This window comes from Rhodoglobus sp. GW821-FHT12B09 (genome assembly GCF_058809925.1).
Map to the genome: position 1 here is coordinate 145,622 of NZ_JBXATB010000008.1, position 12,189 is coordinate 157,810.

Consider the following 12,189-nt stretch of genomic DNA (forward strand, 5'->3'; position numbering starts at 1 on the left):
CTAGGCCCGGCCGGTCAGCCGCGCGGTGAGCGCGTCAGCGGTGCGACGGGCAGACTCGCCGAGGGACTCCCAGCCCGCGGCATCCGTCGCAACACGGCGGAACGTCAGGCCAATCGCGGCGACGGGGTAGCCGTTGCGGTCGACCGCGGAGGCCCCGACCGACCCGTACTCGGCCGTCACGTCGCCCTCCTCGACGGCCCAGCCCCGTTCCCGGGTCGCCGCGAGAAGGGTGTCGAGCTCCGCGAGCGACGACGGCCCCGCCTCCGACCGGCGGATGAGGGCCGCTCGGGTCGGGAACACCGCGCGAACCTGTCCGGCGGGCAGCAGCGCGAGCATCGCCCGCCCGGTGGCGGTGAGGTGGGCGGGGAGCCGCACACCGATCGCGGACACGGTAGTGGGCGCGCGGAAGCCCTGCACCCGCGCGGCGTAGACGACGTCGGCCCCGCTGAGCACCGCGAGGTGCGCGACGACCGGGAGCCCGAGCGAGGCGACGAGCCGGTCGAGCATCGGCTTGGCGAGGCGGGCGAGCCGCTCCGACTGCAGCGCCGAGGTGCCGATCTCGGAGACGAGCGACGAGAGCCCGTACGCGTGGTCCTCGGGGTAGTGCACCACGAAGCCCTCGTCGAGCATCACCGCGAGCAGCTGGTAGACCGACGAGCGCGGGATGCCCAGCTCCCGAGCGATCGTCGACGCCGGCACCGGCCCACTGCGCGCGGCGAGGAGCCGAAGCACGCCCAGCGCACTGCGCGCCGCGGGCATGTCTGACATACCAGACAGGTTATCGCCGAGGGCCCTCGTCGGCGCGCGCCCGCGGGTGTTGCATGAGTGCCATGATCACGATCCACGTGGGTCCCCTGTCCGTCGCCGACGTCGTGGCCGTCGCCCGCGGGGGCGAGCGGGTCGAACTCGGTGCCGACGCGATCGAGGCGATGGGGGCATCCCGTGCCGTCATCGACGCGCTCGCCGAGGATCCGCGGCCGCACTACGGCGTCTCGACCGGGTTCGGCGCGCTCGCGACCAAGCACATCCCGATCGAGCAGCGCCAGCAGCTGCAGCGCTCGCTCGTGCGCAGCCACGCCGCGAGCTCCGGGCCGGAGGTGGAGCGCGAGGTGGTCCGCGCGACGATGCTCCTGCGGCTCTCGACCCTCGCGACCGGTCGGACCGGCGTGCGCCCGCTCGTCGCACAGGCCTACGCCGACCTGCTCAACGCCGGCATCACGCCGGTGATCGGGGAGTACGGCAGCCTGGGCTGCTCGGGCGACCTCGCGCCGCTCGCGCACTGCGCGCTGGCGATCATGGGCGAGGGGACGGTCCGCGTCGACGGCAGGCTCGTCGACGCCTCCGAGGTCGTGGCCGAGCCGGTCGTGCTGCAGGAGAAGGAGGGCCTCGCCCTCATCAACGGCACCGACGGGATGCTCGGCATGCTGTCGCTCGCCCTCGCCGACCTCGACGAACTCCTGACGACCGCCGACCTCGCCGCCGCCATGAGCGTGGAGGGCCTCGCCGGCACGGACAGGGTCTTCGCGGAGGACCTCCAGGCGCTGCGTCCGCACCCGGGCCAGGCGGTGTCGGCGGCCAACATGCGCGCGGTGCTGGAGGGCTCCGGCGCGATCGCCTCCCACGCGGCATCCGGATTCACGCGCGTGCAGGACGCGTACTCGCTGCGCTGCGCCCCGCAGGTGCACGGGGCGGCGCGCGACACCGTCTCCCACGCGCGCACCGTCGCCGAGCGCGAGCTCGCGAGCGCGATCGACAACCCCGTCGTGACGCTCGACGGCCGCGTGGAGTCGAACGGCAACTTCCACGGGGCGCCCGTCGGCTACGTGCTGGACTTCCTCGCGATCGCGGTCGCGGACGTGGCGAGCATGAGCGAGCGCCGCACGGACCGGTTCCTCGACAAGTCGCGCAACGGCGGGCTCAACGCGTTCCTCGCGCACGACCCCGGTGTGGACTCCGGCCACATGATCGCGCAGTACACCCAGGCGGCGATCGTGAGCGAGCTGAAGCGGCTCGCGGCGCCCGCCTCCGTGGACTCGATCCCGACCAGCGCCATGCAGGAGGACCACGTCTCGATGGGCTGGAGCGCCGCGCGCAAGCTTCGGCGCAGCATCGACGGGCTGCAGCGGGTGCTCGCGATCGAGCTCATGACGGCGGCGCGCGGCATCGAGATGCGCGGCAAGGCGCCCGCGCCGGTCAGCGCTCGCGTGATCGAGCGGCTGCGGCGAGAGGTGCCGGGGGCCGGCCCCGACCGGTACCTCGCCCCGGACATCGAGGCCGCCGTGCAATTGGTATTGAACGGCGAACTATTGGAATCAAGCGGGTTGAGTAAGGCGCTCTAGCGCCTGTATCGAAACCCGGTGGGTTGAGTAAGGGGCTCTAGCGCCTGTATCGAAACCTCACCCGGTTTCGATACGGCCGCGGGCGGCCTGCTCAACCCACCCCACGAAAGGACACGACGTGATCACCGCACACCGGGGAGCCGACCTGCACACCCTCGGCTGGCCGCAGGAGGCCGCCCTCCGCATGCTGCAGAACAACCTCGACCCCGAGGTCGCCGAGCGCCCCGAGGACCTCGTCGTCTACGGCGGCTCGGGAAAGGCGGCGCGAGACTGGCCGAGCTTCCACGCGATCGTGCGGTCGCTGCACGAGCTGCGCGGCGACGAGACCCTGCTCGTGCAGTCGGGCAAGCCGGTCGGCATCATGCAGACGCACGAGTGGGCGCCGCGCGTCCTGCTCGCCAACTCGAACCTGGTGGGGGACTGGGCGAACTGGGACGAGTTCCGCCGCCTCGAGCAGCTCGGCCTCACCATGTACGGCCAGATGACGGCCGGCTCGTGGATCTACATCGGCACCCAGGGCATCCTGCAGGGCACCTTCGAGACGTTCTCGGCCGTGGCCGAGAAGAAGTTCGGCGGCACCCTTGCCGGCACCGTCACCCTCACCGCGGGCCTCGGCGGCATGGGCGGAGCGCAGCCGCTCGCGGTCACCATGAACGACGGTGTCGCGATCTGCCTCGACGTCGACCCCAGCCGCATCCAGCGCCGGCTCGACCACGGCTACCTCGATGTGCGCGCCGACTCCCTCGCGCACGCGCTCGACCTGGCCTACGACGCTCGGGATGCCCGCAAGCCCCTGTCGATCGGAGTGCTCGCGAACGCGGCATCCGCGGTGCCCGAACTGCTCGCCCTCGGTGCCGAGATCGACATCGTCACCGACCAGACCAGCGCGCACGACCCGCTCGCGTACCTGCCCCTCGGTGTCGACTTCGACGACTGGGCGGAGGCGAAGAAGGATCCGGGCTTCGCCCAGCGCGCCCGCGAGTCGATGGCCGTGCACGTCGAGGCCATGGTCGGCTTCCAGCGCGCGGGGGCCGAGGTGTTCGACTACGGCAACAACATCCGCACCGAGGCGCTCGCGGCGGGCTACGCCGACGCTTTCTCGTTCCCCGGCTTCGTGCCCGCGTACATCCGCCCGCTCTTCGCGGAGGGCAAGGGCCCGTTCCGCTGGGCCGCGCTCAGCGGCGAGGCGAGCGACATCGCGAAGACCGACCGGGCGGTGCTCGAGCTGTTCCCCGAGAACCGGTCGCTGCAGCGGTGGATCCCGATGGCGCAGGAGCGGGTCCACTTCCAGGGACTGCCCGCGCGCATCTGCTGGCTGGGCTACGGCGAGCGGGATGCCGCGGGCCTGCGGTTCAACGAGATGGTGGCGTCGGGCGAGCTCGCCGCCCCCCTCGTGATCGGCCGCGACCACCTGGACTCCGGCTCCGTCGCGAGCCCCTATCGCGAGACCGAGGCCATGAAGGACGGCTCCGACGCGATCGCCGACTGGCCGCTGCTCAACGCGCTCGTCAACACCTCCTCCGGCGCCACCTGGGTGAGTATCCACCACGGCGGCGGCGTGGGCATCGGGCGGAGCATCCATGCCGGGCAGGTCTCCGTCGCCGACGGCACCGCGCTCGCCGCGGAGAAGCTCGCCCGCGTGCTCACCAACGACCCCGGAATGGGAGTGATCCGGCACGTGGACGCGGGCTACGATTCGGCTATCGAGTTCGCCCGTGCCCACGACGTGAAGGTGCCGATGCATGTTGAGCCATGACCCGCTCTGGCCGCGGGCGGGGGACTGGCCGGCTCCGAACGGCACCGCCGACGTGGCCCTGCTGGGCGTGCCGACGCACCTGACGTCGCTCTCGGCGACCGACGCGCACCTCACGCCTGCCGCTGTGCGCGACGCCCTGCGCCGCTACAGCCTCGACACCGCGCTGCGGATCGTCGACGCCGGCGACACGGAGGACGCGGCAGTGATCGCCGCCGTCGACGCCTCCCTGCTGATCGCGCTCGGCGGCGACAACTCCGCGACCGTGCCCGTCGCGCTCGGCCGCCTCGCGACCGGGCTCGTCACCGTCGACGCGCACCACGACCTCCGCGACGGCGAGTCGAACGGCTCGCCCGTGCGGCAGCTCGTCGAGGCGGGGCTCGCCGGCACCCGCGTCGTGCAGATCGGCATCGAGCCGTTCGCCAACTCGCGCGAGTACGCCCAGCGGGCTGCCGACTTCGGCATTACCGTCATCCTCCGCGACGAGCTGCGACGCCGGCCGATCGCCGACATCATGGCCGAGGCGATCGAGATCGCCGGCGACCGGGTGCACGTCGACCTCGATGTCGACGTGTGCGACCGGTCGGTGGCCCCCGCCTGCCCGGCCTCGGTGCCGGGGGGCATCTCGGCCGGTGAACTGCGCGACGCCGCGCGGGTGGCGGGCGGGCATCCCTCGGTCACCTCCCTCGATCTCGTCGAGGTGGACGCGGCGGCCGACGCGCCGGACCAGCGGACCGTGCGGCTCGTGGCGCTGTGCGTGCTCGAGGCGATCCGCGGGTTCGAGGCGCGATGACCACCACTCTCGTCGACAACATCGGCCTGCTGGTGACCCACGAGGAGGGCCGCCCGGAGCGCACCGGTGCCGCCCTCGTTGTCGAGGACGGCGTGGTCGCGTGGGTGGGGGAGGGCTCCCCGGCCGCCGACGAGCGCATCGACGCGGGCGGGCGCTGTGTCATCCCGGGCTTCGTCGACAGCCACAGCCACCTCGTGTTCGCGGGCGACAGGGCCGACGAGTTCGAGGCACGGATGGCGGGGCGGCGCTACGAGGCCGGCGGCATCCGGCGCACGGTGGCGGCGACGCGGGATGCCACGGACGACGAGCTCCTCGCGAACGCCCGGCGCCTCGTGGCGGAGGCCCGTGCCCAGGGCACCACGACGATCGAGATCAAGAGCGGCTACGGCCTCTCCGTCGCGGACGAGGAGCGCAGCGTACGGCTCGCGGCGACGCTCACGCCGGAGGTGACCTTCCTGGGCGCGCACGTCGTGCCGTCCGGCGTCGAGAGGGACGAGTACGTAGACCTGGTCGTGGGGGAGATGCTCGACGCCTGCGCCCCGCACGCGCGGTGGATCGACGTGTTCTGCGAGACCGGCGCCTTCACGGTGGACGAGAGCCGGCGCATCCTCGAGGCCGGGATCGCCCGGGGGCTGGGCGCCCGGGTGCACGCCGCGCAGCTGGGGGAGTCCGACGGCGTGCAGCTCGCGGTGGAGCTCGGGGCCGCCAGCGTCGACCACTGCACGTACCTCTCTCCCCGCGACATCGAGGCGCTCGCCGGCAGTAGCACTGTCGCTACGCTGCTGCCCGGCGTCGAGTTCTCGACGCGGCACCCGTATCCGGATGCACGCCGCCTGCTCGACGCGGGCGTCTCCGTCGCCCTGGCCAGCGACTGCAACCCGGGGTCGAGCTTCACCTCGTCGATGCCGCTGATGATCGCGCTGGCCGTGCGCGAGATGGGGATGACCCCCGCCGAGGCCCTCGCCGCGGCGACCCTGGGCGGGGCCGCCGCGCTGCGCCGCTCCGACGTCGGCCACCTCCGAGTGGGCGCCCGCGCCGACCTCGTCCTCCTCGACGCCCCCACCTACGTGCACCTCGCCTACCGCCCCGGCGTGCCGCTGGTCTGGCGGGTTGAGTAGCGCGCTCTGGCGGGTTGAGTAGCGCGCTCTGGCGCGCGTATCGAAACCGGTTGCTCTGGCGGGTTGAGTAGCGCGCTCTGGCGCGCGTATCGAAACCGATTGCTCGACTTCCAGGTTTCGATACGGCCGCGGGCGGCCTACTCAACCCGCCTGTAGGCTCCCTCGCATGCCCCGACCTCTGGCCGTGATCCTCCGCCTCGCGATCGCGATCGCCGTCGCTCTGGTGCTCCTCGGGCTCTGGCTCATGAACCTCCCCGAGGCCGCGCGGCAACTTTTCCTCTTCATGGACATCGGTCTCGGCGTCTGGCTCGTGCTGCTCATCGTCGGGGCGATGCGCGGCTGGGGCATCCCGTCGCTGCTGGTCGCCGCGGTGATCGGTGCCGTGCTCAACCTGCTCACGGTGACCGTCGTCGGGCTGATCCAGTCCGGCGAGCTCCCGTGGGAGTTCATCGGCTGGGCGGTGCAGGCGGGCCTCGCCTTCCTCGTCGGGGCGGCCGTCGCCGTCCTCGTTGTCAAGCCCCGGCGGCCCGCGACCGCCGCCGCATAATCTGGCAGAGTGCCACGTCTCCGCCGCAGCGACTCCTCCCGCCCCGGCCTGCAGCGGGTGCGCGCGGGCAAGGGCTTCCGCTATCTCGACCTCGAGGGCCGCGCGATCACCGACCCCGACCTCAGGGCGCGCATCGAGCACCTCGCGATCCCGCCCGCCTGGACAGACGTCTGGATCGCGCCGTACCCGAACGGCCACATCCAGGCGACCGGGACCGACGCCGCCGGCCGCACCCAGTACCTCTACCACCCGACCTGGCGCGAGCAGAAGGACAGGCTCAGTTCGACCGTGCCCTGGCGCTCGCCGAGTCGCTGCCCGCGGCGCGGCGGGCTGTCACCATGGACCTGCGCTCCGACGGGCAGACAAAGGACCGCGCGCTGGCCGCGGCATTCCGGATGCTCGACACCGGCTCGCTCCGCGTCGGCTCGGAGCGCTATGCCGAGCAGCACGGCAGCCACGGCCTCTCGACGCTGCTCTGCTCGCACGTGAACATCTCGGGCGGAGCGATCACCCTCGACTTCCCCGGCAAGAGCGGGCAGGAGTGGTCGTCCACCCTCGTCGACGCCGAGCTGGCTGACGTGCTGCGCGCACTCAAGCGCCGCGGGCCGAGCGCGCGGCTCATCGCCTGGAAGGACGGCCGGATGTGGCATCCCGTCGATGCGGGCGACATCAACGACTACGTCCGCGAGCAGACGGGCGGCGAGTTCAGCGCGAAGGACTTCCGCACCCTGCACGGCACCGTGACCGCCGCGATCGCCCTCGCGAAGGCCGGACCGCGGTCGACGCCGACCGCCCGGAAGCGCGTTGTGGCGCAGGTGATGCGCGACGTGGCCGAGGTGCTCGGCAACACCCCGGCGGTCGCGCGGGCGAGCTACGTCGACCCGCGGCTCGTCGACCACTACGACCGCGGCCGCACGATCGACCCCGCCCGCACGGGCTCGGCGGAGAGCCAGGTGCGGGCCCTCCTGTTCGACTGACCCGCGGGTTGAGCAGGACGCTCTGGCGCCCGTATCGAAACCGGAGAACGGGGTCCGGAAGCGGCAGCCGACCGGCTCCCGCGAGCGGGGCCCGGCGTGTCGCGCCCGACACGCCGCAGCGCGACACGCCCGGGTTGCAGCAAATGCCCGCGTGTGGCAAACTCGTCTAGTTCAACATTCTCCGCTTCGGCGTGAGATCACTTCCAGGCAGTGCATAGCCCGACCTCCAAGAGGTCAAGGGCTAGGCCGCGGGAAGCAGGACACGGATCAACCACCCTCCTATTGTCACGTGCTCGCGCGCGTGCCTCGGGGTGGTGGTGACAAGGCAGTAATTGACACATAAACAGTGGTGCAAAAGCAGAAGTGCTGCGCATGTACAGAGAGTGAGCCAGCCATGGCGGGACAGAAGATCCGCATTCGACTGAAGTCGTACGACCACGAGGTCATCGACTCGTCGGCGCGCAAGATCGTCGACACGGTTACCCGTGCCGGTGCAACGGTTGTCGGCCCGGTGCCGCTGCCCACCGAGAAGAACGTGATCGCTGTGATCCGCTCCCCTCACAAGTACAAGGACAGCCGCGAGCACTTCGAGATGCGCACCCACAAGCGGCTCATCGACATCATCGACCCGACCCCCAAGGCAGTTGACTCGCTCATGCGCCTCGACCTGCCGGCGGACGTCAACATCGAGATCAAGCTGTAACGGGCTTCGAGAGCCGATAGGAAAACCATGTCTAAGAACACCAAGGGTCTGCTGGGCAAGAAGCTCGGCATGACGCAGGTCTGGGATGCGAACAACAAGCTCGTTCCCGTGACCGTCGTCGAGATCACCCCCAACGTCGTTACCCAGCTGCGCTCGCAGGAGGTGGACGGCTACACCGCCGTCCAGATCGCCTACGGCCAGATCGACCCCCGCAAGGTCACCAAGCCGCTGACCGGTCACTTCGAGAAGGCGGGCGTCACTCCCCGTCGTCACCTGACTGAGCTGCGCACGGATGACACGAGCGAGTACACCCTCGGCCAGGAGCTGACCGTCGACCTCTTCGAGGCCGGCAAGAAGGTCGACGTCATGGGCACCAGCAAGGGCAAGGGCTTCGCCGGTGTCATGAAGCGCCACAACTTCAAGGGTGTTTCGTCGAGCCACGGTTCGCACCGCAACCACCGCAAGCCCGGCTCGATCGGCGCATCCTCGACCCCCAGCCGTGTCTTCAAGGGCATGCGCATGGCGGGCCGCATGGGTGGCGACCGCGTCACCGTGCTGAACCTGACCGTCCACTCGGTCGACCTCGAGAAGGGCCTGGTCCTGATCAAGGGCGCCGTGCCCGGTGCTCGTGGCCGCATCGTCTTCGTCCGCAACGCAGTGAAGGGGGCCTAGCTCACATGGCTACCTCAATCGACGTCGTCGACTCCTCCGGCAAGAAGACCGGTTCGGTCGACCTGCCCGCAGCGATCTTCGATGTACAGACCAACGTCCCGCTGATCCACCAGGTCGTCGTCGCCCAGCGTGCAGCCGCACGCCAGGGAACGCACAAGACCAAGGGCCGCGGCGAGGTCTCCGGCTCCGGCATCAAGCCCTTCAAGCAGAAGGGCACCGGCCGCGCCCGCCAGGGTTCCGTCCGCATGCCGCAGCACCGCGGCGGTGGCACGGTCCACGGCCCGCAGCCGCGCGACTACTCGCAGCGCACCCCCAAGAAGATGATCGCCGCTGCCCTGCTCGGCGCCATCTCCGACCGCGCTCGCGGTGACCGCCTCACGGTCGTCGACTCGCTGGGCAAGGGCGACGTTCCCTCGACGAAGGCCGCGGCATCCGTGCTCGCCTCTGTCACGGGCAAGAACGTGCTCATCGTCCTGGAGCGCGGCGACGAGGTCAGCTACAAGAGCGTGCGCAACCTCAAGCAGGTGCACGTGCTGTTCGCTGACCAGCTCAACGCGTACGACGTCGTGAACAGCGACGACATCGTCTTCACCAAGGCCGCCTTCGACTCGTTCGTCGGCGCCAAGGCACCCAAGGCAAAGGAAGAGGCCAGCGCATGAGCGCCGTTACCTACAAGGACCCGCGCGACGTCATCTTCGCGCCCGTCGTCTCCGAGAAGAGCTACAGCCTGATCGACGACGGCAAGTACACCTTCGAGGTCGACCCCCGTGCCAACAAGACCGAGATCAAGCTCGCCATCGAGAAGATCTTCGGTGTGAAGGTCGACTCGGTCAACACGCTGAACCGTACGGGCAAGACCCGCCGCACGCGTTTCGGTACCGGTAAGCGCAAGGACACCAAGCGTGCGATCGTCACGCTCAAGTCCGGTTCCATCGACATCTTCACGGCTGTCGGCTAGGGACTGAGGAGAGATAACAATGGCTATTCGCAAGTACAAGCCCACGACTCCCGGTCGTCGCGGTTCCTCGGTGGCAGACTTCGCCGAGATCACCCGCTCGACCCCGGAGAAGTCGCTGCTCCGTCCGCTGCCGAAGACCGGTGGGCGCAATAACGCCGGCCGCATCACGACGCGCCACATCGGTGGTGGCCACAAGCGCCAGTACCGCGTGATCGACTTCAAGCGCAACGACAAGGACGGCGTCAACGCCCGCGTTGCCGAGATCGAGTACGACCCCAACCGCACGGCGCGCATCGCGCTGCTGCACTTCGTCGATGGCACGAAGCGGTACATCATCGCTCCGAACAAGCTCAACCAGGGCGATATCGTGGAGTCGGGCCCCTCGGCCGACATCAAGCCCGGCAACAACCTGCCGCTGCGCAACATCCCGGTCGGTACGGTCATCCACATGATCGAGCTCCGTCCCGGTGGCGGCGCGAAGATGGCCCGCTCCGCGGGTGCGTCCGTCCGCCTCGTTGCCAAGGACGGCCCCTACGCGCAGCTCCGCCTGCCGTCGGGCGAGATCCGCAACGTCGACGTGCGCTGCCGCGCCACGGTCGGCGAGGTCGGCAACGCCGAGCAGTCGAACATCAACTGGGGAAAGGCCGGCCGTATGCGCTGGAAGGGCGTCCGCCCGACCGTCCGCGGTGTCGCCATGAACCCGGTGGACCACCCCCACGGTGGTGGTGAGGGCAAGACGTCCGGTGGACGTCACCCCGTCAGCCCCTGGGGCCAGAAGGAAGGCCGTACGCGCAAGCGCAACCTTCCGAGTGACCAGCTCATCGTCCGCCGCCGCAATGTCGGCAAGAAGCGCAAGTAGGAGTCAAGAAGATGCCACGCAGTCTGAAGAAGGGCCCCTTCGTCGACGACCACCTGCTGCAGAAGGTCGTGAAGGCGAATGAGGCCGGTAGCAAGAACGTGATCAAGACCTGGTCGCGCCGCTCGATGATCATCCCGGCCATGCTGGGTCACACCATCGCGGTGCACGACGGTCGCAAGCACATCCCGGTGTTCGTCACCGAGACCATGGTCGGGCACAAGCTCGGCGAATTCTCGCCCACCCGCACGTTCCGTGGGCACGAGAAGGATGACAAGAAGGGTCGTCGCCGCTAATGGTTGAATCCATCGCTCGCGTGAAGCACATTCGCGTGACGCCGACGAAGGCTCGTCGCGTCGTCAACCTCATCCGTGGCAAGCAGGCCATGGAGGCCCTCGCCATCCTCAAGTTCGCGCCCCAGGGTGCGAGCGAGCCCGTGTACAAGCTCGTCGCGTCGGCAATCGCCAACGCGAAGGTCAAGGCGGATGCCGAGAACAGCTACCTCGACGAGCAGGACCTGTTCGTCGCCGAGGCGTTCGTCGACGAGGGAACGACCCTGAAGCGGTTCCAGCCGCGCGCCCAGGGCCGTGCCTTCCAGATCCTCAAGCGCACGAGCCACATCACGATCAAGCTCGCCACCCCGGACGTGGCAGAGGCCAAGCCCGCGAAGGCAGGGAAGAAGTAATGGGACAGAAGGTAAACCCCTACGGTTTCCGTCTGGGAATCACCACCGACCACGTGTCGCGCTGGTTCTCCGACAGCACCAAGAGCGGGCAGAAGTACAGCGACTACGTCGCTGAGGATGTCAAGATCCGCAACCTGCTCAAGACCTCGCTCGACCGCGCCGGTGTGGCGCGCATCGAGATCGAGCGCACCCGCGACCGCGTCCGCGTGGACATCCACACGGCGCGCCCCGGCATCGTCATCGGCCGCCGCGGAGCAGAGGCCGAGCGCATCCGCGCCGACCTCGAGAAGCTCTCGGGCAAGCAGATCCAGCTCAACATCCTCGAGGTGAAGAACCCCGAGGCCGAGGCTCAGCTCGTCGCGCAGGGCATCGCCGAGCAGCTCTCCGCTCGTGTGGCGTTCCGCCGCGCGATGCGCAAGGGACTGCAGGGCGCCCAGCGCACCCCGTCGGTCAAGGGTGTTCGCATCCAGGTCTCCGGCCGCCTCGGCGGCGCGGAGATGAGCCGCTCGGAGTTCTACCGCGAGGGCCGCGTTCCGCTGCACACCCTGCGCGCCAACATCGACTACGGCTTCTACGAGGCCAAGACGACGTTCGGCCGCATCGGCGTGAAGGTCTGGATCTACAAGGGCGACATCACGAACAAGGAGCTTGCCCGCGAGCAGGCCAACCAGAAGTCCACCCGTCCGGAGCGCCGTGACGACCGTGGCGGCGATCGCCGCGACAGCCGTCCGCCCCGCTCGTCTGCCCCCAAGGCCGACGCACCGGTCGCAGCAGGAGTTGAGGCGTAA

The 12,189-nt window shown here is 69.8% G+C and carries 14 protein-coding genes and 1 pseudogene; 14 read left to right on the top strand and 1 reads right to left on the bottom strand.

Annotated features, from left to right (window positions below; all coding sequences use genetic code 11):
- Positions 1-768, bottom strand: coding sequence for an IclR family transcriptional regulator (locus AC1RTC_RS14545; protein WP_493156900.1), 768 nt, complete (start codon positions 766-768; stop codon positions 1-3).
- A gap of 53 nt (positions 769-821) precedes the next feature.
- Between AC1RTC_RS14545 and hutH the strand changes: the two genes are divergently transcribed.
- The 14 genes and pseudogenes from hutH to rpsC all read left to right on the top strand — a co-directional run bounded on the left by hutH (position 822) and on the right by rpsC (position 12,189).
- On the top strand, positions 822-2,339 hold the full coding sequence (gene hutH / locus AC1RTC_RS14550; RefSeq protein WP_493156902.1) for a histidine ammonia-lyase: 1,518 nt from the start codon (positions 822-824) through the stop codon (positions 2,337-2,339).
- Positions 2,340-2,457: 118 nt separating this feature from the next.
- Positions 2,458-4,095: a urocanate hydratase gene (hutU, locus tag AC1RTC_RS14555; RefSeq protein ID WP_493156904.1), complete on the top strand. Its 1,638-nt coding sequence runs from the start codon at positions 2,458-2,460 to the stop codon at positions 4,093-4,095.
- Positions 4,082-4,885: an arginase family protein gene (locus AC1RTC_RS14560; protein ID WP_493156906.1), complete on the top strand. Its 804-nt coding sequence runs from the start codon at positions 4,082-4,084 to the stop codon at positions 4,883-4,885. Before hutU ends, AC1RTC_RS14560 begins: the two co-directional genes overlap by 14 nt.
- Positions 4,882-6,003, top strand: coding sequence for an imidazolonepropionase (gene hutI / locus AC1RTC_RS14565; RefSeq protein ID WP_493156908.1), 1,122 nt, complete (start codon positions 4,882-4,884; stop codon positions 6,001-6,003). Before AC1RTC_RS14560 ends, hutI begins: the two co-directional genes overlap by 4 nt.
- Positions 6,004-6,169: 166 nt before the next feature.
- Entirely contained in the window at positions 6,170-6,550 is a 381-nt protein-coding gene (locus tag AC1RTC_RS14570; protein ID WP_493156910.1) for a hypothetical protein, read from the top strand.
- Between the two features lie 9 nt (positions 6,551-6,559).
- Positions 6,560-7,527 (top strand): annotated as a pseudogene (locus AC1RTC_RS14575) (DNA topoisomerase IB).
- A 394-nt stretch (positions 7,528-7,921) separates the two neighbouring features.
- Entirely contained in the window at positions 7,922-8,230 is a 309-nt protein-coding gene (gene rpsJ, locus AC1RTC_RS14580; RefSeq protein ID WP_018171443.1) for a 30S ribosomal protein S10, read from the top strand.
- A gap of 27 nt (positions 8,231-8,257) precedes the next feature.
- Positions 8,258-8,902 carry a 50S ribosomal protein L3 gene (gene rplC / locus AC1RTC_RS14585; RefSeq protein WP_493156913.1) on the top strand — a complete coding sequence of 215 codons (645 nt, stop codon included), beginning with the start codon at positions 8,258-8,260 and terminating at the stop codon, positions 8,900-8,902.
- Between the two features lie 5 nt (positions 8,903-8,907).
- The gene (gene rplD / locus AC1RTC_RS14590) at positions 8,908-9,561 is read left to right on the top strand and encodes a 50S ribosomal protein L4 (RefSeq protein WP_493156914.1); all 654 of its coding nucleotides are present in this window, start codon (positions 8,908-8,910) and stop codon (positions 9,559-9,561) included.
- The gene (gene rplW, locus AC1RTC_RS14595) at positions 9,558-9,860 is read left to right on the top strand and encodes a 50S ribosomal protein L23 (RefSeq protein ID WP_493156915.1); all 303 of its coding nucleotides are present in this window, start codon (positions 9,558-9,560) and stop codon (positions 9,858-9,860) included. The genes rplD and rplW overlap by 4 nt, the downstream gene beginning before the upstream one ends.
- A 19-nt stretch (positions 9,861-9,879) precedes the next feature.
- A complete protein-coding gene (gene rplB, locus AC1RTC_RS14600; protein WP_493156917.1) occupies positions 9,880-10,719 on the top strand; it encodes a 50S ribosomal protein L2 in 840 nt (279 codons plus the stop codon).
- 11 nt (positions 10,720-10,730) lie between these two features.
- The gene (rpsS, locus tag AC1RTC_RS14605) at positions 10,731-11,012 is read left to right on the top strand and encodes a 30S ribosomal protein S19 (protein ID WP_179495085.1); all 282 of its coding nucleotides are present in this window, start codon (positions 10,731-10,733) and stop codon (positions 11,010-11,012) included.
- Positions 11,012-11,401: a 50S ribosomal protein L22 gene (rplV, locus tag AC1RTC_RS14610; RefSeq protein ID WP_493156920.1), complete on the top strand. Its 390-nt coding sequence runs from the start codon at positions 11,012-11,014 to the stop codon at positions 11,399-11,401. The genes rpsS and rplV overlap by 1 nt, the downstream gene beginning before the upstream one ends.
- On the top strand, positions 11,401-12,189 hold the full coding sequence (gene rpsC, locus AC1RTC_RS14615) for a 30S ribosomal protein S3 (protein WP_493156922.1): 789 nt from the start codon (positions 11,401-11,403) through the stop codon (positions 12,187-12,189). Before rplV ends, rpsC begins: the two co-directional genes overlap by 1 nt.